Here is a 22,949-nt window from a genome sequence, read left to right on the forward strand (position 1 = left end):
GAAAAACACGTGATAAAACTCACAAAAAATAAAAAGGAAGATAAACATGACAGATTTTAATTCAACAGAATACCTTTCAAAAGTTGATGCCTGGTGGCGTGCAGCCAACTACATCTCAGTAGCACAGATGTATATGAAAGACAATCCCTTACTTCGCCGTGAAGTAACAGCAGAAGATGTTAAGGTACACCCAATTGGACACTGGGGAACAATCTCAGGACAAAACTTTATCTATGCACACCTTAATCGTGTCATCAATAAATATGACCTTGATATGTTCTATATTGAGGGACCAGGACACGGTGGTCAGGTTATGGTGTCAAACTCATACATTGATGGTTCTTACACCGAGCGTTACCCACAAATCACTCAAGATGAAGAAGGATTGAAACAACTTTGTAAAATCTTCTCTTTCCCAGGAGGAATTGCTTCGCATGCTGCTCCTGAGACACCAGGCTCTATCCACGAAGGTGGTGAGTTGGGTTATGCCCTTTCGCATGCAACAGGTGCAATCTTAGATAACCCTGATGTCATTGCGGCAACAGTTATTGGTGACGGGGAAGCTGAAACAGGACCTTTAACGGCCGGCTGGTTCTCAAATACCTTTATCAACCCAGTAAATGATGGGGCTGTTCTCCCAATTCTTTACCTCAATGGTGGTAAAATCCATAATCCAACCATTATGGCTCGTAAGACGGATGAGGAGCTCACGTACCTTTTCAAAGGTTTTGGATGGAAACCTTACTTTGTTGAAGGAACAAAGCCAGATCTTGTCCACACTCAAATGGCAGAGACCCTTGATAAGGTGATTGAAGAAATCAAAGCCATTCAAACAGAAGCTCGCCAGCATCCAGCAAAAGAAGCTCGCCAACCAGCTTGGCCGGTTTTGATTGTTCGTATTCCAAAAGGTTGGACAGGTCCAAAAGAATGGAACGGTGAACCGATTGAAGGTGGCTTCCGTGCACACCAAGTACCAATTCCAGTCGAAGCAGGTCACATGGAACACATTAATCATTTAACTGATTGGCTTAATTCTTATCGCCCAGAAGAATTATTTGATGAAAAAGGCTATGTGAAAGAAGAGATTCGTGCTATTTCACCGAAAGGTGATCGTCGTATGTCCATGAACCCAATTACTAATGCGGGTGTTGTGAAAAAACTTGACTTAGCGGACTGGCGTAAACATGCCATCGATACCTCAACTCCAGGGGCTGTCATGAAACAAGACATGATTGAATTTAGTAATTATGTGGCTGACCTAGTAGAAGCTAACCCAGATAACTTCCGTGTTTTTGGTCCAGATGAAACCAAGTCAAATCGCCTCAATAATGTCTTTAAAGTGACGAATCGCCAATGGCTTGGTCGTCGTGATGAGTCTTACGATGAGTGGATTTCTCCAGTAGGACGCGTTATTGATTCACAACTTTCTGAGCACCAAGCCGAAGGTTTCCTAGAAGGCTATGTCTTGACAGGCCGCCATGGCTTCTTTGCGTCGTATGAATCCTTCCTACGTGTCGTTGATTCAATGATTACGCAACATTTTAAATGGTTACGTAAGTCTAAGACACACACCGACTGGCGTAAAAACTATCCAGCCCTTAACTTGATTGCGACTTCAACTGTTTTCCAACAAGACCACAATGGTTACACTCACCAAGATCCAGGTCTTTTGACACACTTGGCAGAGAAAACACCAGAGTATATCCGTGAATACTTGCCAGCAGACAGTAACTCACTTTTTGCGGTTATGGAAAAAGCTCTCGCAGCCGAAGATAAGATTAATGTGATTGTCACTTCTAAGCATCCGCGACCACAGTTCTACTCAATCGCAGAAGCAGAAGAATTAGTTCGTGAAGGTTATAAAGTCATTGACTGGGCTTCAACTGTTTCAGAAAACGAAGAGCCAGATATTGTCTTTGTGGCAGCAGGAACAGAACCAAACTTGGAAGTCTTGGCAGGTATTTCTATCCTTCATAAAGCCTTCCCAGAGCTTAAGATTCGCTTTATCAACGTGGTCGACATTCTCAAACTGCGTTCACCAAAAGTAGATCCACGAGGCTTGTCAGATGAAGTCTTTAACAAACTCTTTACGACTGATAAACCAGTTATCTTTGGCTTCCACGGTTATGAAGGGATGATTCGTGACCTCTTCTTTAATCGTACCAACCATAATGTCTATATCCATGGTTACCGTGAAAATGGTGATATCACAACCCCATTTGACATGCGAGTGATGTCAGAGATGGATCGCTTCCATATTGCCAAAGAGGCGGCACAAGCTGTACTAGGAGACAAAGCGTCAGCCTTTGCCCAAAAAATGGATGACAAGGTTGCTTACCATACCGCATATATCCGTGAAAATGGAGATGATATCCCAGAAGTCCGTGATTGGAAGTGGGAGAATATCGGTAACTAGTGAATTAGTGCTACTAGGCGAATGAGTTTATAATCTAATAAAGAGAGGCGAATGTTAGTCGTTAATATTATCGAGTCTCATCTTTCTTTATACTAGCATTTTCTGACAATCATTAAGGAGAAAATGTGATGAGAGAGGTTCTGTTAAAAAATGTAACTGTTGAATCTGAATTCTGGAAAAACTATTTAGAGCTCATTAAACAGGAAACCATTCCGTATCAATTAAGTGTATTAAAGGATACTATTGATGTGGATGTCCAAGCCGAACGAAAAGATGAAACATTACCATTTGGAAAGAGTCATGCCATTGAAAACTTCAAAATAGTAGCAGGAATATCACAAGGAGAACATTTTGGATGGTTTTTCAAGATAGCGATGTCTATAAATGGCTGGAGTCGGTAGGGCTATTGCTCCAGAACACAGAAGATTCTCAGCTAGAAGCTCAGGCTGATGATGTTATTGCTATTATGGAGAAAGCTCAAGAAAAAGATGGTTATCCTAACACTTATTTTCAGTTGAAATTTCCACAGCTAAAATATCGTCAGCTGTATTTTAGTCATGAATTGTATTGTGCAGGGCATCTAATAGAGGATGGGATAGCTTACGATAGGGAACTGGAAAATCTAAGCTGTTAGATATTGCCAAACGCTTTGTGAAGCATATTGAAGCTCACTTTGGTTATGAAAATGGAAAAATTCAAGGTGCAGACGGTCATCAAGAAATTGAGTTAGCACTGGTTAAATTATATGATTACACAGGTGATAATGCTTACCTTAGGTTAAGTCAATTTTTTATTAATGTACGTGGTGAAGATCCTGAGTTTTATCAGAAAGAAATTGAATCCAATCTTAAATTAGGTCTCTCTACAGACAGTTCTCGTGTAGATTTGACTTATTTACAGGCTTTTACACAGCCAAAATATCAAACAAAAGCAGTGGGGCATGCTGTTAGGTTGCTTTATATGGCTACTGGAATGGCGAAAATTGTGAATCGAGACTTTGATAATGAGCTTTACCAACCAAATATTTTTGAGTAAAATTTCACAAAACACCTAAAAATTTAGACTTTTGATATTTTCAAAACTTTTTCAATAAATGATTTTCTTCATGCGTTTGTCCTCGTTAATTTGTCATGCCCTTTTATAGCTAAATTAATGACAAAAATAAGGTGGTAGCCTCAGAATAGTTACTGTCTTGATTTATTTTTTGCTTAAAGCCTTGATAGACTTGACAAATGGTAGAAAAAGCACTCAAGAGTTTACCTCATGGGTGTTTTTTGATGAAAAAGTCAGGAGTTTCGCCCCAAAGTCACCTTATTGTTTCTGGAGATTTCTGTCAGTAATTTTATCAGCAATCATTAAAAAATATATTGACATATAAAAGATGTTATAATAAGATATAAGTGTAAAAACGCTTTCAAAGCGTTCGCATCTAACTTGGTCTCATTTTTAGAAAGGAAAATGTTAAATGAAAAAAGTATTGAAGTTCATGGGTGTGACGGCTGCAACTCTTCTTTTGACGGCTTGTTCTGGTGAGAAAAAAGAAACTGCCTCTGGTTCAGGATCTGGCGAGACCTATGATGTTGGTATTGCTATTTATAAATTTGATGATAATTTCATGACGCTTTATCGCGAAGAATTGCAAAAATATTTTGATGAATTATCAAAAGAAACAGGTAATACCTACGTCTTAGATATTCAAGATGGTAAACAGGATCAGGCTACCCAGACGGAGCAGATTAACAACTTTATTGCCCAAGGAAAAGATGTGATTCTGGCAAATCTCGTTGATCCAACGGCTGCTGGAACGATTATCAATTCTGCAAAATCAGCTAATATTCCGGTAGTGCTCATTAACCGTGAGCCTGAGGTTGCGGAATTGGAAGTGTGGCCTGGTAAGACAGCCTATGTCGGTGCAGATGCGACGCAATCAGGGACTTATCAAGGTGAAATGATTGCTGATACTTCAAATAAAGGAGACATCAATGGCGATGGTAAGGTAAGTTACATCACGCTATTTGGAGATCCAGCAAACGTTGATGCGCAACAACGGACGACTTATTCTGTTAAAGCATTGAAAGAGACCATTGAGGTTGATCCATTAGCAGAGCCTTATCTAGCTAACTGGGATACTGCTAAAGGTCAAGAGATGACAGCATCAGCTTTGGAGCAGTTTGGCGATAAGCTTGAAGTCATCTTTGCCAACAATGATGGTATGGCGGTAGGAGCTGTCACAGCTATTGAAGCAGCAGGGCGTACTGTCGGAAAAGACATTTATGTTGTCGGCGTTGATGCGATTCCAGATGCTATGGAACTTCTTGCTGATGGTAAATTGACAGGTACGGTATTGAACGATCACTTTAACCAATCACATACAGCAGCAGATGTCGCTGTCAAATTGATGAAAGGGGAAGAAGTGGCTTCCTACTACTGGGTTGACTATGTTAAAGTCACTAAGGCTTCTGATGCAGAACTGAAAAAAGCTGAAGCTCGTACAGAGACTACTAAAGAAGCAGCAGCACGTTATGCAGAGCGTGATAAATAAAATGACCAAGTAATTTTATCTGTAACCAAGTTAGAAAATCATACGGCGTCTTCACGATTGGTAATACTAGCCTATTAAAATTGTGAGGGCGCTTTTTTGAAGGGAAGTATGGGAGATGAGGGACGAATACATTTTACAAATGAAGCATATTACCAAAACATTTCCAGGGGTTAAGGCACTTGATAATGTTAGCTTTAACCTGAAACCAGGATCTGTGCATGCTCTTATGGGGGAGAATGGGGCAGGTAAATCAACCCTGATGAAATGTTTATTTGGTATCTATCATCATGATGATGGTAGCATCTTGTTTGATGGGAAAGAGGTGACCTTTAAAGACTCTAAAGAAGCCATTGATGCTGGAATTTCCATGATTCACCAAGAATTGCAACCAATTCGCATGATGTCTATCTCAGAAAATATTTTTCTAGGCAATTATCCTCTGGGGAAATTTAATCTGGTGGACCATGCCAAGATGAATGCTGATGCTAAAAGTTTGTTAGAAGAGGTTGGTTTGGCCATTGATCCTAGAACCCTCTTGAACGATTTGACGGTATCTCAGATGCAGTCTGTTGAAATTGCCAAAGCCATCTCACATCATGCTAAGATTGTGATTATGGATGAACCCACTTCTTCTTTGACTAGCCAAGAGGTTGAGAAATTATTTGATATTATTGCCAAATTAAAAGAACGCCAGATTGGTATCATTTACATCTCTCATAAAATGGATGAAATTCTCCGCATTTCAGATGAGATTACGGTGATGCGTGACGGGCAATATGTTGGAACTTGGCCAGCTTCGGAAATGACGACAGCTAAAATTATTCAGGCTATGGTAGGTCGTGAGCTAACCAGTCTTTTTCCTCCTAAGACCAATCAAGTCTCAGAAGACGTTATTTTAAAGGTTGAAAATATGACGTCACCAAATCCTTTGTCTTTTGTTAACGATAGTTTTGAGTTACGAAAGGGTGAAATTTTAGGGATAGGTGGTTTAGTTGGCGCCCAACGAACGGAGCTGATGGAGGCCCTCTATGGCATGCGTGCCTTGCAGTCTGGCAAAATTTTTATCAGAGGCAAGGAAGTTAAGATTAAGAACCCTCAAGTAGCTATCGCTAATAAAATTGCTTTGGTAACGGAAGATAGGCGATATAATGGCATTTTTGGAGTCCTATCTGTTAAAGACAATACCTCTATTGCAGGGCTAGGGCAATACTTAGGTATGTTAGGCCTTTTAGATGATCGGAAGATAAATAAGGTTGTTAGTGATCATATCGAACAATTAAGGGTCAAAACACCGACAGCTCAGACGCCGATAGGAAGTTTATCAGGTGGCAATCAACAAAAAGTTATTTTAGCTCGCTGGCTGGCTAATAATCCAGACATTTTGATTTTGGATGAGCCGACCAGAGGTATTGATGTTGGGGCCAAATATGAAATCTACCAGATTATCAATGACTTAGCCGCTGAAGGGCGTTCGATTATTATGATTAGTTCAGAAATGTCTGAATTACTAGGAGTTTCAGATCGGATTATGGTCATGTGTGAGGGTCGTATTTCTGGTTTCCTTAATAGAGAAGAGGCCACACAGGAAGCCGTGATGACATTAGCGACAAAATTTATGACAGGAAATAAAGGGGGGACAAACCATGACTAAATTAACAGCAAATGCTCAAAGAACCTTTAATCTAGGAGATTTTTTGACCAAATATTCCATGTATATCGTTGTGGCGGTAATGATTCTCTTTACAGGATTGACCAAAGACAACTTTTTTACCATTGGAAATGCCGGAAATATTATGGCAAACACTTCTGTCCGCTTTATTATCGCTCTAGGTATCTCAGGATGTTTGATTACCAGAGGGACAGATTTGTCTGCCGGTCGTGCCGTTGGTTTGACAGCGATTGTGACAGCAACTCTGGTGCAACGTCCAGACTTTGTTGGTAAATTTTTCCCAGATCTGCCAGACATGCCGATTGTAGTGGCCTTGTTAGCGGCTCTTTTGGTGGGGGCTCTTATTGGTCTTTTTAACGGCTGCATCATCTCGTTTTTCAATGTGCCACCTTTCCTAGCGACTCTAGGAACACAAATTATGACTTACGGACTTGTGTTGATTTATTCACAATCAAAACCAATTGGTACTTTTAAGCCTGAGTTTGTTCAGATTGGGCAAGGCAAACTCTTTGGAGTCATTCCCTATATTGCCATCATCGCAGCTTTAGTTGGTGTTGGCATGTGGATTCTTTATAATAAGACACGTTATGGGAAATACATGTATGCTATCGGTGGTAACGAACATGCTGCTGAAGTATCAGGGGTTAATGTTCGGGCGTCTAAGATTAAAATATTCCTTTTAGCAGGGCTATTGTATGGTCTAGCAGGATTTCTCTTATCTGCTAAAACAGGTTCAGCTGGTGCGGGTGCAGGTATGGGCTATGAGCTTGATGCGATTGCTTCTGCGACAATCGGTGGTGTATCAACCGCAGGTGGGCAAGGAACAGTGCCAGGAATTCTTCTAGGGGTATTTGTCTTTGAGCTTCTTAAGGTTTGTTTGACTTATTTGGGTGTAACACCAGACATGACCAATGTTATTCAGGGAATTGTTATTATTGTAGCTGTGGCTTTAGATATTCGAAAAACCATGGTTAGACGTTAAGAGTTTGGGATATTTGCCGATTGCTTGAGAGTGTCAATGTCTAACTGTTGTAAGATGTTGAGGACTCTCTTAGCTGATGTAGCAATCGCAGAGTAACTCCTTAAAAACTTGCCAAAAGTTGAGACACTATGCTATAATAACTACGGAGCAATATTCGTGCGTGAAGCGGGTCAGGGGAGGAATCCAGCAGCCCTAAGCGATTTCGAGTATGTGCTCTTTTTGCGTATAGCCTAAAATCCCTCTGAAATCAAGCTTTCAGAGGGTTTTCTTTGACTTCTTTTTAGAAATAGGGGTAAAATAAGGGCAACTTTAAAAGACTTTTAGGAAGTAGCTGCCGCCTCAGAAAAGTATCCAAAAGGACTTTTTATTCACTCTGAAATCTCTTATGAGATTATTTCAAGGTCTAAAGGATCATTGCCTGTCAATGCCTAAGCGATTGATGCTATCAGGGTAAAATAGCATTCGTTTTGAGGAACTCTCTTGAGGTATATTATAAAACCCCCACGAAATCAGATTTTCAGTGGGGGTACGATTGAAGAAGCCTTAACGTTCAATATTCATGGCATTTGCGATGTTGTATTTTTTCTGGAAGTAATAACGCGCTCCAAAAGCGATAGCTCCGATAATGGCTAAATTAGTCACCGATAAAACAGGGTTAATCGATGGAGCAATAAAGAGACTTGATAGGGTGAAAATGACAATCCAGAGAGTGGTAATGCCAAGTAAAATGCCTAAACTTTTGGCCCAGTGAGGTCGGTTGCCTTTGGCAATATGACGGTAGACAAAGTAATAAATAGCGTACATGGCTGCACCACCTGTCAGCGTTAGAATCAACAAGGTTAAGATACCATATCCAGCTGCATTGGGGTTGATTGATTTTGTGACTGCATTTAGGAGTGAGAAAGCCCCTAAGAATAGAAGACTTGTATCCATCCACATGAGCCAAGGGTTGGTATTTTTCTCTGCAGGGGCAGTTTTTTGCCCTTCTTTGACGGTGAAGGTTGCCGCCCAAACGGTAGGTGCACCTAAAAAGGTTCTAGCAGGGATCCCTTTCTTTTGATTGGCTTCAATTTGAGGGAGAACGTCTTCTAAGATGTTCTTGATTTCATCATCTGTTTTGCCGTCTTGGATAAGTTGGTGAGTCGCAATTTTGATAAATTCTTGATTTTTTTTGGTGAGATTTTCCAGTTGCATAATAAAACTTTCTAATAATAAGGAGGATAATAACTAGGAGAGAAAATGGTTGCCTGAGATTTCTCTGGCATTAGAACCATTTTTTTCTAAAGAAGTAGAGAACAACACAGGAGGAACCCAGTGCAGCTAACATGACAATGAGCCAGAAGGCATTTGGAAGACCGTTAAAGGGCATGGTGTTATCTTTAAAGTTCATGCCATAGGCTGAAAAGATAACTGTAGGAATGTCCAGAGCCATGGTCATGAGAGCCAGTGTCTTCATAATGGTGTTCTGATTATTATTGATGATGGAGGCAGAAGTTTCTGTCATGACATTTAGGACATTTTCATAGATGCTCGCCATCTCAATGGCCTGCTGGGTCTCGATTAAGGTATCTTCTAATAAATCCTCGTCCTCTGCGTATTTTTTGAGGCTGGAGGCATTGCCAGTCAATTTTTTGACGATTCGCTCGTTAATTTTCAGGGATGCCTTTAGGTAGATGATAGATTTTTCAAGTTCCATCATGTTGATCAGTTCTTCGTTTTTGGTCGCTTTTTCGAGTTCAGCCTCGATCTTATCGCTTTGTCGGTCGATAGACCGCAGGGCTGTTAGGAAAATTTCAGCATTACGATAAAGGAGCTGAAAGACAAAGCGTGTCTTCATGAAGGTATAAAAGTTTCGGACACGACCAAATTTGAATTGATCAAAGAGGGGAACTTCTTCCAAGCAGGTAGTGATGACCACATTTTGAGCAACGATAATACCTAGGGGAATGGTGACATAGTAGCTGCGACCATTGCGCTCTTCTTGCATGGGAACGTCTACAATAATAAGTGTGTAGCTATCCTCAACTGCGATACGAGATGATTCTTCCGCATCAAGTGGAGCTCGCAGATCTGCGATATCAATCTTATAATGCTCGGCTATTTCCATTGATTCGCTCTGGGAGGGGTTAACCAGGTTAATCCAAGCTCCGGGTTCAAAGGTTTGGATTTCTTCTAAATCTGTCACGGTAGATCGAAAAATCTGTTTCATGTGATGCCCTCCTTTTGATATTGTCTGCATAAGCGCACCCTCTATTATACCAAAAACTGTTTGCGAATGAAATATTTTTTCTGGATTTATGATATAATATGGAGTATTTGAAGGGCGGGGACAGGCCTCGTTCTAGTTAGATTAAAGGGGATTAAAGAGGGGCCTAAGTTGATCGGTCTAATAAGGAAAACATTGTTGTCCTCATTTTCCGATAAGAACAGTCTACAAGATTGCTCTAAGGCCCAATATATCTTAGATTATGCAAGATAAATTAGTGATTCATGGGGCGCGTGCCCATAATTTAAAAAACATCGATGTGGAGATTCCGCGTGACAAGTTGGTGGTGGTGACGGGATTGTCTGGTTCAGGGAAGTCTAGTCTGGCTTTTGATACCATCTACGCAGAAGGGCAGCGCCGCTATGTGGAGTCTTTGTCTGCCTATGCGCGTCAATTTTTGGGTAATATGGAAAAGCCGGATGTGGATTCCATTGATGGTCTTAGCCCTGCTATTTCCATTGATCAAAAAACGACTAGTAAAAACCCTCGCTCGACGGTTGGGACAGCCACCGAGATTAATGATTACCTACGCTTACTCTATGCGCGTGTGGGTGTGCCTTACTGTGTCAATGGTCATGGAGCTATTTCAGCTTCCTCTGTAGAGCAAATTGTTGATGAGGTTTTGGGCTTGCCTGAGCGGACACGGATGCAGATTTTAGCCCCTGTTGTTCGTCGCAAAAAAGGGCAACACAAGTCTATTTTTGAGAAGGTGCAAAAAGATGGCTATGTCCGTGTTCGTGTGGATGGAGACATCTATGATGTGACGGAAGTACCAGAGTTATCTAAGAGCAAGATGCATGATATTGAAGTGGTGGTTGACCGTTTGGTCAACAAAGAAGGGATTCGCTCCCGTCTTTTTGACTCTATCGAGTCTGCCCTTCGCTTAGCAGACGGCTATCTGATTATTGATACCATGGACGGCAATGAATTGCTGTACTCAGAGCATTATTCATGCCCAGCTTGTGGTTTTACAGTTCCTGAGCTTGAACCAAGACTCTTCTCGTTTAATGCTCCATTTGGCTCCTGTGAGACCTGTGATGGTCTAGGAATGAAGCTTGAGGTTGATATTGATCTGGTTGTTCCAGATAGCAGTTTAACCCTGAGAGAAGGGGCACTTGCGCCTTGGAATCCGATTTCGTCAAACTATTATCCCATGATGCTTGAGCAGGCTATGGAACAGTTTGGGATTTCGATGGATACCCCTTGGGAAGAAATGACAGACGCAGATAAGTCGATTATCCTCTACGGTTCTGGCGAGCGTGAGTTTCATTTTCATTATGAAAATGATTTTGGTGGTATTAGGGATATCGATATTGTGTTTGAAGGGCTTGTGACAAACATTAACCGTCGCTACCATGAAACCAATAGCGACTACACAAGGACGGTGATGCGTGCCTACATGAATGAGCTCAAGTGTCATAGTTGTCATGGTTATCGTCTCAATGAAGCAGCGCTTTCTGTCCGTGTTGGTGGTGAAAAAGGGCTCAATATCGCAGAGATTTCTGACCTTTCTATTGAGGATCACCTGTCTGTTGTTAGTCACTTGGATTTGACCGGCAATGATGTTCAGATTGCGCGTCCGATTTTAAAAGAAATCAAAGACCGATTGACTTTCCTTAATAATGTAGGGCTTAACTATTTGACCCTGTCTCGCGCTGCAGGGACATTATCAGGTGGAGAAAGTCAGCGTATTCGTTTGGCTACGCAAATTGGGTCTAACTTGAGTGGTGTGCTTTATGTCCTTGACGAGCCCTCTATTGGCCTTCATCAACGTGATAACGACCGATTGATTTCAAGCTTGAAAAAAATGCGCGATTTAGGCAATACGCTGATTGTGGTTGAGCATGATGAAGATACCATGATGGAGGCGGATTGGCTGATTGATATTGGTCCAGGGGCTGGTCAATTCGGTGGGGAAGTCATCGCCTCAGGAACGCCACAAGAAGTGGCTAAAAATCCTAAGTCCATCACAGGTCAGTATTTATCTGGTCAAAAAAGTATCCCCGTTCCTTTGGAACGGCGCGCTGGCAATGGTCGATTTATTGAGGTCAAAGGTGCTAGCGAAAATAACCTGAAACATGTTGATGCTAAGTTCCCTCTTGGGAAATTTGTAGCCGTAACTGGGGTGTCAGGTTCAGGAAAATCCACCCTTGTCAACAGCATTCTGAAAAAGGTTATTGCTCAAAAAATCAATCGCAATTCTGAAAAACCAGGGAAGCACAAGTCTGTCACGGGTATTGAGCACATTGAGCGCTTGATTGATATTGATCAGAGCCCAATCGGGCGTACGCCACGGTCGAATCCAGCCACTTATACAGGTGTTTTTGATGATATTCGTGACCTTTTTGCCCAGACCAATGAAGCTAAGATTCGTGGCTACAAGAAGGGGCGTTTCTCTTTCAACGTAAAAGGGGGACGTTGTGAGGCTTGCTCAGGTGATGGCATTATCAAAATTGAGATGCACTTTTTGCCAGACGTTTATGTGCCGTGCGAGGTTTGTCATGGGACACGCTATAATTCTGAAACCTTAGAGGTTCGTTACAAGGATAAAAATATTGCAGAAATTCTTGACATGACGGTGGATGATGCGGTTGACTTTTTTGCGGCGATTCCAAAGATTGCTCGTAAGGTGCAGACAATCAAGGACGTCGGCCTTGGTTATGTGACTTTGGGGCAACCAGCAACGACCCTTTCTGGAGGAGAAGCTCAGCGGATGAAACTGGCTAGCGAACTTCACAAACGCTCGACCGGCAAGTCTTTCTATATCCTAGATGAGCCAACGACAGGTCTTCACACAGATGATATTGCTCGTCTGATTAAGGTCTTGGATCGTTTTGTTGATGAGGGCAATACAGTGCTGGTCATTGAGCACAATCTAGATGTTATCAAAACAGCAGATCACATCATTGACCTTGGGCCAGAAGGTGGTGTTGGTGGCGGTACGATTGTGGCTACTGGTACTCCTGAAGAAGTGGCGCAAGTCGCTGAAAGTTATACAGGTCAGTATTTGAAACATAAACTCGGCTAAAAACCTATTTTACTAAAGTCTAGCAAAATGCTATAATAAGGAAGTTATAGGAAGATAGCTCTGCTATTTTTAAAAGAAAAACAAAAAAACGAAAGAGGAGATTACCCATGGGACGTAAATGGGCAAATATTGTTGCTAAAAAAACAGCTAAAGACGGCGCAACGTCTAAAGTTTATGCGAAATTCGGTGTTGAAATTTATGTAGCTGCTAAACAAGGTGATCCAGATCCAGAGACCAACTCTGCTCTAAAATTTGTCATCGACCGTGCAAAGCAAGCGCAGGTGCCAAAGCATGTCATTGACAAAGCTATCGACAAGGCTAAAGGAAACACGGACGAGACCTTCGTTGAAGGGCGTTATGAAGGTTTTGGACCAAATGGTTCAATGATTATCGTAGATACCTTGACATCAAATGTCAACCGTACAGCAGCAAATGTTCGTACGGCTTATGGTAAAAATGGTGGTAACATGGGTGCTGCTGGTTCAGTATCTTACCTTTTTGATAAGAAAGGTGTCATCGTTTTTGCAGGCGATGATGCAGACAGCATCTTTGAGTTGCTTCTTGAAGCAGACGTTGAAGTAGATGATGTTGAAGCAGAAGACGGTTCAATCACCGTTTACACGGCACCAACTGATTTGCACAAGGCGCTGGTCGCTTTGCGTGACAACGGTATTTCAGAGTTTCAAGTGACAGAGCTTGAGATGATTCCACAGTCTGAAGTCGAATTATCTGGCGAAGATTTGGTGATTTTTGAAAAACTTATCGATGCACTAGAAGCAGACGATGATGTGCAAAAAGTTTACCATAACGTGGCTGATTTTTAATGATTTGGTCTGTTTAGGAAGTTAATGTAAAGAAAGAAGGTCAAAATGAATCCAACTATTTTAATTATGCTTGTGATGATGGTGGGCATGATGTTTTTTACCAGCCGTCAGCAAAGAAAGCAAGCTCAAAACCGTCAAAATCAGCTTGATCAACTCAAAAAAGGTGATGAAGTAGTTACTATTGGTGGCATGTACGCTACTGTTGATGAAGTGGATAGAGATGCAAAAACCATTGTTTTGGATGTGGATGGTGTTTACTTGACATTTGAATTGTCAGCGATTAAACGCGTAATCACACCGACGGCATCTGATTTAACCCCTGTCGTTGCTGAGGGTGATGATTCGGCAGTTGAAGAGGTAGAATAAGAAAACCAGCCTAATTAGGCTGGTTTTTGTGTTAAAGCGTCTTATTCTCATCTCGGACGATAAGGATATCAACCTTAGCATGACGCATAATATATTCAGAAGAAGAACCAAGGAGCAGTCGTTCAAAAGTATTTAGTCCTGTAGCCCCTAGGAGAATCAAGTCAATGTTTTCTTGCTCAGGGATATCTATCGCCAAGAGGTTTTTAGGGCTACCAAACTCTAGGACAACTTTAACTTCTTTGACCCCTTTGTCTATAGCCTCTCGTTTATAAGCCTCTAGCATTTCTCGGGCATCTTTTTCAAGCGTTTCAAAGACAAAGGTATCAAGTGCAGCAACGTTTTGTAAGGTGCGGATGTCAATAATGTGAGCTAAAACGAGTACAGCTTCATTACGCATCGCAACAGCGCAGCCTTTTTCAAAGGCACGTTCTGCTTGAGAGGAACCATCGATACCAACTAAAATATGGTGATAAGCCTGTTTGGTCATAAAGACACCTCCTTTTGCTTCATTATAGCATAAATCGTCTTAAATTGGAAGCGCTTTAAAAATCGAGTAAAACCAACTTAACTGAAATTTTCTGACTTGGAGAGGGAAAATGAGATTATCAGCTTAAATTATGGTAGAATAGAAGGGAAAGTATAAAATGATAGGGACTTTTATGTTTAGATTCATCAAAAAAGAGAAAGCTAACGCTGTTCCACTAGAAAAAATTCCAAAGCATATCGGGATTATCATGGATGGTAATGGGCGTTGGGCTAAAAAAAGAATGCAACCTCGTGTCATGGGGCACAAAGCAGGTATGGATGCTTTACAGGCCGTGACGATTAAAGCTTCAGAATTAGGGGTTAAGGTGTTGACTGTTTATGCCTTTTCGACGGAAAACTGGACTCGCCCAGAGGATGAAGTAAAATTCATCATGAATTTACCCGTTGAATTCTTTGACAAGTATGTGCCGGAACTCCATCGAAACAATGTCAAAATTCAAATGATAGGAGATACGAATCGTCTGCCTAAGGAGACATTAGATGCTTTGGAGAAAGCTCGGGAGCTGACTAGACGCAATTCGGGGTTGATTCTCAATTTTGCCCTCAATTATGGTGGACGCGCTGAGATTGTGAGTGCGGTTAGACAAGTAGCACAGGATGTTTTGGATGCCCGCTTTAATACAGGCGACATTACAGAGGATTTACTAGCCAACTACCTAAGCACTGCTAAATTGCCGTACCTTTATCGCGATCCTGATTTGATTATTCGGACCAGTGGGGAATTGCGCCTCAGTAATTTTCTGCCTTGGCAGGCGGCTTATAGTGAGTTTTATTTTACCGATGTGCTTTGGCCAGATTTTAAAGAGGATGGCCTAGTGGCTGCTATTGCAGAATATAATCGTCGCAACCGTCGCTTTGGTGGTGTTTAGGAGGAGAGTAGAGATGGATAAACGTGTTATTTTTGGAGGCATAGCCTTGGCTATTTTCCTGCCTTTTCTTTGGGTAGGCGGTCTTCCTTTTCAGCTCTTTGTAGGTGTCTTAGCGATGATTGGTGTTGCTGAAATTGTTAAAATGAAGGGATTTGAAGTGTATTCTTTTGAAGGGCTGATGGCAATGTTGGGAACTTTTGTTCTAGCAGTGCCGATGGATCATTATTTGCCCTTTTTGCCTACGGATGCAAGCATTAGTGCCTATACCATTTTAGTCTTCTTTATCTTATCCGGTACAGTGCTCAATTTCGGTAAATATAGTTTTGATGATGCCATTTTTCCGATAGCAGCTAGCTTTTACGTGGGCATTGGTTTTCAAAATTTAATCAATGCTCGCATTGCTGGTATTGACAAGGTACTCTTAGCTCTCTTTATCGTTTGGGCAACGGATACAGGAGCTTATCTGATTGGAAAATCCTATGGGAAACGTAAGCTTCTTCCACGTGTCTCTCCTAATAAGACTATCGAAGGCAGTATTGGAGGCATTTTATCTGCGGTTGTCGTTGCTTTTGTGTTTATGTTGATTAAACCGGCGGTCTATGCTCCACAAAATTTCTTTGTCATGTTGATTTTTGTTGCCATTTTCAGTGTTTTTGCCCAATTGGGTGATTTGGTCGAAAGTGCTTTAAAACGGTATTTTGGTGTGAAAGACTCTGGAAAGCTCATTCCTGGACATGGTGGTGTTCTTGATCGCTTTGATAGCATGATTTTTGTCTTTCCTATCATGCACTTCTTTGGTTTGTTTTAGGGAGGATTTATGTTAGGAATTCTATCGTTTATTATTATTTTTGGTATTATCGTCACCGTTCATGAATTCGGCCATTTCTATTTTGCCAAAAAATCAGGCATTCTAGTTCGTGAATTTGCCATTGGTATGGGACCTAAGATTTTTGCCCATATCGGGAAAGATGGCACCGCTTATACCATTAGGATGTTACCGCTAGGTGGCTATGTTCGTATGGCTGGCTGGGGCGATGACGATGTCGATATAAAAACGGGCACACCTGCGAGTCTGAGTTTTAATTCTGAGGGTGTTGTCACACGAATCAATCTGTCAGATAAGGTCGTTGATAAGACAGCTCTGCCTATAAATATTACCCAGTATGATTTGGAAAAGGAATTGACTTTGACGGGAATTGTCCTTGATGAGACAAAGACTTTCTCTGTTGATCACGACGCCACGATTGTTGAGGAAGATGGCACAGAGGTGCGCATAGCTCCTTTAGATGTTCAGTATCAAAATGCCAGCATCTGGGGACGGCTAATCACGAATTTTGCAGGTCCGTTGAACAACTTCATTCTTGGAATCGTAACCTTTATTGTTTTGGTATTCCTCCAAGGAGGCGTACCCAATACAGAGACGGCCCAGGTTCGAGTGGTTGATAATAGCCCTGCCCAGAAAGCGGGTTTGCAATCTGGTGATACAATTCTTGAGGTAGATGGGGCAAAGGTCTCTAACTGGCAGGAGCTGGTTGATGCTATCGGTGCAGAAACAGCAGATTTCACAGAGGGAGACCAACTAGCCTTGACGATTGAACGCAGGGGTAATACAAAAGATATTAGTGTGACTCCCGAGAAAAAAGAAGGTCAGTACCTCATTGGGGTTCAATATAGTCTGAAAACGGGTATTGGAGATAAAATCCTGGGTGGTTTTCAAATGGCTTGGCGTGGTGCGACAGCTATCGTAACTGCACTTAGAGGTCTCATTACTAACTTTAGCCTCAATAAATTGGGTGGCCCTGTTGCCATGTACCAGATGTCCAGTCAAGCTGCTGCAAATGGTTTAGAGGATCTTCTAAGCTTGATGGCTATGATTTCGATCAATTTAGGGATTTTTAACCTGATTCCTATCCCTGCTTTGGATGGCGGAAAAATCGTTATCAATATCCTCGAAGCGATTCGTCGGAAACCGCTCAAGCAGGAGACAGAATCATACATCACGCTAGCAGGTGTTGCAATCATGGTTTTATTGATGATTGCAGTGACTTGGAATGATATTATGCGTGCTTTTTTCTAAAGCCATACATGTTAATTATTGGAAAGGAATGAAACATGGGCTCAGGTCCTGTGTGAGAAGAGAAATCTATCCACGAGTCTACAAACGACTCAAATTTCTTTTTTTGCCTAGTGACGGATGCCCTTTGTATATTACTATTTATGAAACAGTCTAAAATGCTTATTCCAACGCTTCGCGAAATGCCAAGCGATGCTCAGGTTATCAGTCATGCCCTTATGTTGCGTGCTGGTTATGTTCGTCAGGTGTCTGCAGGTATTTATGCTTACTTGCCACTTGCAAACCGTGTTATTGAAAAATTCAAGACCATTATGCGTCAGGAATTTGACAAGATTGGTGCTGTAGAAATGCTAGCGCCGGCTCTTTTGACAGCAGACTTATGGCGTGAGTCTGGTCGTTACGAGACTTACGGTGAAGACCTTTACAAACTCAAAAATCGCGACAAATCAGATTTCATTTTGGGGCCAACTCATGAAGAGACGTTCACAACACTAGTGCGCGATGCGGTTAGTTCTTATAAACAACTACCTCTTAGCCTTTATCAGATTCAGTCTAAATATCGTGATGAAAAACGCCCTCGTAATGGTCTTCTTCGGACACGTGAATTCATCATGAAAGATGCGTATAGTTTCCATAAGGATTACGAAGATCTTGATCTTGTTTACGAAGATTACCGTAAGGCCTATGAAGCGATTTTCACTCGTGCTGGGCTTGATTTTAAAGCTATTATTGGTGATGGCGGAGCTATGGGAGGCAAGGACTCACAAGAGTTTATGGCTGTTACTCCAGATCGTACAGACCTTGATCGCTGGTTGGTCTTAGATAAGTCAATTGCTTCTCTTGAAGAAATCCCAGCAGAGGTTCTTGAGCAGATTAAATCGGAATTGAGTTCATGGTTGGTGTCGGGTGAGGATACGATTGCTTACTCTTCTGAATCAAGTTACGCTGCAAACCTTGAAATGGCGACAAACTACTATAAGCCAGCTGTTAAAAATGTAGTTGCAGAAGAGCTTGCAAAAGTAGCAACGCCGGACTGCAAATCAATTGATGACGTGGCGAACTTTTTGAATATTTCAGAGGAAAACACCATCAAAACACTTCTGTTTATTGCGGACGAAAAACCCGTGGTTGCGCTTCTTGTTGGTAATGATCAGGTCAATGATGTGAAATTGAAAAACTACCTTGCAGCAGATTTCCTCGAACCAGCAAGTGAGACAGAGGCTTTGAAGGTCTTTGGAGCAAGCTTTGGTTCACTTGGACCAGTTGGTTTGGGTGAAGAGGTTCGTATTGTTGCAGATCGCAAAGTGCAGGATTTGGCAAATGCTGTTGCTGGTGCCAACCAAGATGGATACCACTTGATAGGTGTCAATCCTAATCGTGATTTCACTGCAGAGTATGTTGATGTCCGTGAGGTTAAAGAAGGAGAGCAGTCCCCTGACGGTCAAGGTGTGCTCCAATTTGCTCGCGGTATCGAGATTGGTCACATCTTTAAGTTAGGAACCCGCTATACAGATAGTATGAACGGTACGATTTTGGATGAAAATGGCAAAGCAGTTCCAATTGTCATGGGCTGTTATGGTATCGGTGTCAGCCGTATCTTGTCAGCCGTGATTGAGCAGCATGCCAGACTCTTTGTCAATAAGACGCCAAAAGGTGAGTATAAGTTTGCTTGGGGGATCAACTTCCCTAAAGAATTAGCTCCTTACGACGTGCATTTAATCACAGTCAATACGAAAGATGAACAAGCACAAGCTCTGACACAAAGTATTGAGAACAACCTAATGACGGCTGGCTATGATGTCTTGACTGACGATCGTAACGAGCGTGTAGGTTCAAAATTCTCAGATAGCGATTTGATTGGTCTGCCAATTCGTATTACGGTTGGTAAGAAAGCAGCAGATGGTATTGTTGAGGTTAAGATTAAAGCAACGGGAGATACTATTGAGATTCATGCCGATAGCTTGCTTGAGACCCTAGCTATTTTGGCGAAATAAGAGCGATTGACTTTATTTGCAATATTTCAGAAGCCTTGCAAAGACTCGTTGAAAAAGATGAGATAGCTAATCAAATCCGCCTTTTACTCGCTTCTGACACCTGAAATCCTTAGGGGTTCAGGTGTTTTTGTTACCTCTTAAATGGTGTCTGAGCTTTGACAATTGTTACTGTTCAGTTATAGCAAGATCCGTCATAGCATTTTTGTCGATTCATGTCTCTAACAAACATCATTTTGAAGAATTGACAGAAAACTCTGACAAAGAAAGCTAAATATGGTAGAATATAGAAAATATAGGATAAGAGGACAGGTTAATGACAGCTAATCATTTAAAAGACTTACGCCATCGTTCAGCAATCTATGATTCCATGGTCAAATCACCCAACCGTGCCATGCTTCGTGCAACTGGTATGCAGGACGAAAACTTTGACTCCCCAATCGTCGGAGTCATTTCAACTTGGGCGGAAAATACCCCTTGTAATATGCACCTGCATGACTTTGGAAAATTAGCCAAAGAAGGTGTCAAAGACGCAGGTGCCTGGCCTGTTCAATATGGTACCATTACCGTTGCGGACGGGATTGCCATGGGAACTCCTGGTATGCGTTTCTCCTTGACTTCCCGTGATATCATCGCAGATTCCATTGAAGCCGCCATGGGGGGGCACAATGTTGATGCCTTCGTCGCTATCGGTGGCTGTGATAAAAATATGCCAGGCTCCATGATTGCCATTGCCAACATGGACATTCCTGCTGTTTTTGCCTACGGCGGAACCATTGCTCCAGGCAATCTGAATGGTAAAAATATTGACCTCGTTTCAGTCTTTGAAGGTATTGGTAAGTGGAACAACGGCGATTTGACGGCCGAAGAAGTCCGTCAAATTGAGTGTAATGCCTGCCCTGGCCCTGGTGGCTGTGGCGGTATGTACACTGCTAATACCATGGCGACAGCCATTGAGGTCATGGGTATGTCCATTCCAGGCTCTTCCTCTCACCCTGCTGAATCTCCCGAGAAAAAAGCGGACATTGAAGAAGCAGGTCGTGCAGTTGTCCGCATGTTAGAACTGGGCATCAAACCATCTGACATTATGACGCGTGAAGCCTTTGAAGATGCCATTACAGTCACCATGGCACTCGGTGGCTCCACCAACGCTACTCTTCACTTGCTAGCCATTGCTCACGCTGCAAACGTTGACTTGACCTTGGAAGATTTCAATGACTTCCAAGAGCGCGTGCCTCACTTGGCAGACCTGAAACCATCAGGAAAATATGTCTTCCAAGACCTCTACAATGTCGGCGGCGTTCCAGCTGTCATGAAATACTTGCTTAAAAACGGCTTCCTCCATGGCGACCGCATCACCTGTACAGGTAAAACCGTTGCTGAAAACCTAGAGAATTTTGCAGACTTGACTCCAGGTCAAGATGTCATCATGCCACTTGAAAATCCAAAACGTGCGGACGGACCTCTGATTATCTTGAAAGGAAACCTAGCACCGGAAGGAGCTGTTGCTAAGGTTTCTGGCGTGAAAGTCCGCAACCATACTGGACCAGCTAAGGTCTTTGATTCAGAAGAAGAGGCAATTGAAGCTGTCTTGACTGACGAAATCGTCGATGGTGATGTTGTCGTTGTCCGCTATGTTGGACCAAAAGGTGGGCCTGGTATGCCTGAAATGCTGTCTCTTTCTTCCATGATTGTCGGAAAAGGCCAAGGAGACAAGGTAGCCCTTCTGACAGACGGTCGCTTCTCTGGCGGAACCTATGGTCTGGTCGTCGGTCACATTGCTCCTGAAGCCCAAGACGGAGGACCAATCGCCTACCTCCGCACAGGAGATTTGGTAACGGTGGACCAAGATACTAAGGAAATCACCATGCACGTGTCCGACCAAGAAATCGAAGACCGCAAGAAAACGACGGTCATTCCACCGCTTTACTCTCGCGGTGTCCTCGGTAAATACGCCCACACCGTGTCTTCTGCCTCTAAAGGAGCTGTTACCGACTTCTGGAATAGGGAGAGAAGTGGAAAATAATAACATTTAGCCCCTCTTGCTCCTGTCTATATGAGTAGAGGGAGGAGGAAGTAGATGACCGAAATAGACACCTCTCTTTTAACGTCCAAGTATCAAACCCAAGATGAACCAAAGAAAGAACTTCAGGCAGTCGTTTTAGCTGGTGACTATGGCTACATTCGCCAGATTGAAACCACAATGAAGTCGCTAATCTTTCATAACAGCCATCTTAAAATTTACATTTTCAATCAGGATATTCCTAAAGAATGGTTTATCCATTATAAAAGATTACTAAACCAGATAGGAAGTGATTTAGTTGATGTGAAATTATTAGATGTCCCTCTAAACACCGAATGGTACGCTGGTTTTTCACATATCACTTACATGGCTTTTGCACGTTACTTTATTCCTCAATTTGTCTCTGAGGATAAGGTGCTTTACCTAGACAGTGATATCATCATCACCAATCAACTTGATGACCTATTGTCCACAGATGTTAGTGCTCATTATCTAGCTGTTGTTCGAAGTTGTTTTGGTTATGGAATTGGCTTTAATTCTGGCATGATGCTAATCAACAACAAACGGTGGAGAGCTGAAAATATCACGGCAACATTAGTTGAAAGAACCCAGCAAGAAAAAGAAACAATCCGAGAAGGGGACCAAACCATTTTGAACATGGTTTTAGGGCATGAAGCTATTTGGCTAGATGATCGATACAATTTTCAAATTGGTTTTGATCAAGGTGCTTTTTCCTATCGACATAGGCGCTTATTTGAATTAAGTCTTGATCCTCTTCCTAAAGTTCTTCACTACATTTCTGGAGATAAGCCTTGGAACACCTATTCTTCTGGGCGTTTGCGTGGGGTTTGGTGGGAATACCATGTATTGGAGTGGGCAACTATTTTGAAAAAATGGGAGTCTCTTCAAGTGGCTCTTCCTCAAAAACGCTACAAGGGAAGGTTGCTCATGATAACCAATACCCATTGCTTACAAAACATAGAATACCTTGTGAAGCAGCTCCCTGATTATGAATTCCATATCACAGCTTTTACAGGTGTTGCCAATAACTTAAAAAAATTAAGTAGTCAAGAAAATGTCTTTCTCCATCCACGTGTTATTGGTTACATCTTAGAAGATATGATAAGGAATTGCGATATCTACCTTGATATCAATCATGGGACCAAATTAAATGAGCTGTTGGAGCACGTTATTACCAATCAAAAACCAGTGCTATCTTTTGATAATATCGCGGCACCTATTTTTGAACATTACCCCCTCAAACAGAGTTTTTCTTACCACCATCCCGAGGATTTTGTTGCCGCCATAAAAGGGCTTACCAAATAGAAGTGGTAAGGGATTCATCAGACTTCT

19 protein-coding genes and 1 other RNA gene are annotated in these 22,949 nt (G+C 42.0%); 17 read left to right on the top strand and 3 right to left on the bottom strand.

The genetic code is table 11. The annotated features are described in order from the left end of the window. Positions 1-46: 46 nt before the first annotated feature. From G575_RS0104265 to ffs, 8 genes are all read left to right on the top strand, one after another. Positions 47-2,416: a phosphoketolase family protein gene (locus tag G575_RS0104265; protein WP_027971613.1), complete on the top strand. Its 2,370-nt coding sequence runs from the start codon at positions 47-49 to the stop codon at positions 2,414-2,416. Positions 2,417-2,541: 125 nt separating this feature from the next. Further along, the gene (locus G575_RS12620) at positions 2,542-2,817 is read left to right on the top strand and encodes a hypothetical protein (RefSeq protein WP_342664496.1); all 276 of its coding nucleotides are present in this window, start codon (positions 2,542-2,544) and stop codon (positions 2,815-2,817) included. Then, positions 2,772-3,050 carry a beta-L-arabinofuranosidase domain-containing protein gene (locus tag G575_RS12625; protein WP_027971615.1) on the top strand — a complete coding sequence of 93 codons (279 nt, stop codon included), beginning with the start codon at positions 2,772-2,774 and terminating at the stop codon, positions 3,048-3,050. Before G575_RS12620 ends, G575_RS12625 begins: the two co-directional genes overlap by 46 nt. Positions 3,051-3,067: 17 nt before the next feature. Beyond that, entirely contained in the window at positions 3,068-3,451 is a 384-nt protein-coding gene (locus G575_RS12630; protein WP_027971616.1) for a beta-L-arabinofuranosidase domain-containing protein, read from the top strand. Between the two features lie 430 nt (positions 3,452-3,881). Beyond that, entirely contained in the window at positions 3,882-4,958 is a 1,077-nt protein-coding gene (locus G575_RS0104285; RefSeq protein ID WP_027971617.1) for a galactose ABC transporter substrate-binding protein, read from the top strand. 115 nt (positions 4,959-5,073) lie between these two features. Further along, a complete protein-coding gene (locus G575_RS0104290; RefSeq protein ID WP_027971618.1) occupies positions 5,074-6,609 on the top strand; it encodes a sugar ABC transporter ATP-binding protein in 1,536 nt (511 codons plus the stop codon). Beyond that, positions 6,602-7,609, top strand: a complete 1,008-nt coding sequence (locus tag G575_RS0104295; protein ID WP_027971619.1) for an ABC transporter permease subunit — start codon at positions 6,602-6,604, stop codon at positions 7,607-7,609. Before G575_RS0104290 ends, G575_RS0104295 begins: the two co-directional genes overlap by 8 nt. Positions 7,610-7,743: 134 nt before the next feature. Continuing rightward, positions 7,744-7,841: signal recognition particle sRNA small type (gene ffs, locus G575_RS11900), an RNA gene on the top strand. A gap of 311 nt (positions 7,842-8,152) precedes the next feature. Here the strand turns inward: ffs and G575_RS0104300 are convergent. Continuing rightward, positions 8,153-8,803, bottom strand: a complete 651-nt coding sequence (locus tag G575_RS0104300; protein WP_027971620.1) for a DUF1129 domain-containing protein — start codon at positions 8,801-8,803, stop codon at positions 8,153-8,155. A 70-nt stretch (positions 8,804-8,873) separates the two neighbouring features. Further along, the gene (locus G575_RS0104305) at positions 8,874-9,818 is read right to left on the bottom strand and encodes a magnesium transporter CorA family protein (protein WP_027971621.1); all 945 of its coding nucleotides are present in this window, start codon (positions 9,816-9,818) and stop codon (positions 8,874-8,876) included. A gap of 259 nt (positions 9,819-10,077) precedes the next feature. Here G575_RS0104305 and uvrA point away from each other — a divergent pair, with 259 nt between their 5' ends. From uvrA to yajC, 3 genes are all read left to right on the top strand, one after another. Then, positions 10,078-12,903, top strand: a complete 2,826-nt coding sequence (gene uvrA / locus G575_RS0104310; protein ID WP_027971622.1) for an excinuclease ABC subunit UvrA — start codon at positions 10,078-10,080, stop codon at positions 12,901-12,903. A 107-nt stretch (positions 12,904-13,010) separates the two neighbouring features. Next, a complete protein-coding gene (locus G575_RS0104315; protein WP_027971623.1) occupies positions 13,011-13,727 on the top strand; it encodes a YebC/PmpR family DNA-binding transcriptional regulator in 717 nt (238 codons plus the stop codon). A gap of 45 nt (positions 13,728-13,772) precedes the next feature. Then, entirely contained in the window at positions 13,773-14,093 is a 321-nt protein-coding gene (yajC, locus tag G575_RS0104320; RefSeq protein ID WP_027971624.1) for a preprotein translocase subunit YajC, read from the top strand. A gap of 31 nt (positions 14,094-14,124) precedes the next feature. Here yajC and G575_RS0104325 read toward each other — a convergent pair whose 3' ends face one another. Further along, positions 14,125-14,580 carry a universal stress protein gene (locus tag G575_RS0104325; RefSeq protein ID WP_027971625.1) on the bottom strand — a complete coding sequence of 152 codons (456 nt, stop codon included), beginning with the start codon at positions 14,578-14,580 and terminating at the stop codon, positions 14,125-14,127. A 172-nt stretch (positions 14,581-14,752) separates the two neighbouring features. Between G575_RS0104325 and G575_RS0104330 the strand changes: the two genes are divergently transcribed. The 6 genes from G575_RS0104330 (at position 14,753) to G575_RS11140 (ending at position 22,922) form a co-directional block, all read left to right on the top strand. Further along, positions 14,753-15,508: an undecaprenyl pyrophosphate synthase gene (locus G575_RS0104330; RefSeq protein WP_027971626.1), complete on the top strand. Its 756-nt coding sequence runs from the start codon at positions 14,753-14,755 to the stop codon at positions 15,506-15,508. 13 nt (positions 15,509-15,521) lie between these two features. After that, positions 15,522-16,316: a phosphatidate cytidylyltransferase gene (locus G575_RS0104335; protein ID WP_027971627.1), complete on the top strand. Its 795-nt coding sequence runs from the start codon at positions 15,522-15,524 to the stop codon at positions 16,314-16,316. A 9-nt stretch (positions 16,317-16,325) separates the two neighbouring features. Beyond that, complete coding sequence (rseP, locus tag G575_RS0104340) at positions 16,326-17,585, top strand: RIP metalloprotease RseP (RefSeq protein ID WP_027971628.1); 1,260 nt, start codon at positions 16,326-16,328, stop codon at positions 17,583-17,585. Between the two features lie 140 nt (positions 17,586-17,725). After that, positions 17,726-19,576, top strand: coding sequence for a proline--tRNA ligase (locus G575_RS0104345; RefSeq protein ID WP_027971629.1), 1,851 nt, complete (start codon positions 17,726-17,728; stop codon positions 19,574-19,576). A gap of 313 nt (positions 19,577-19,889) precedes the next feature. Then, positions 19,890-21,599 (top strand): dihydroxy-acid dehydratase, encoded by a 1,710-nt coding sequence (gene ilvD / locus G575_RS0104350; protein ID WP_027971630.1) that lies wholly within the window; start codon positions 19,890-19,892, stop codon positions 21,597-21,599. Positions 21,600-21,653: 54 nt separating this feature from the next. Next, positions 21,654-22,922: a glycosyltransferase family 8 protein gene (locus G575_RS11140; protein WP_083958844.1), complete on the top strand. Its 1,269-nt coding sequence runs from the start codon at positions 21,654-21,656 to the stop codon at positions 22,920-22,922. The last annotated feature ends 27 nt before the right edge of the window (positions 22,923-22,949 follow it).

It is taken from the genome of Streptococcus plurextorum DSM 22810 (genome assembly GCF_000423745.1).
GTDB classification, from domain to species: Bacteria; Bacillota; Bacilli; order Lactobacillales; family Streptococcaceae; genus Streptococcus; species Streptococcus plurextorum.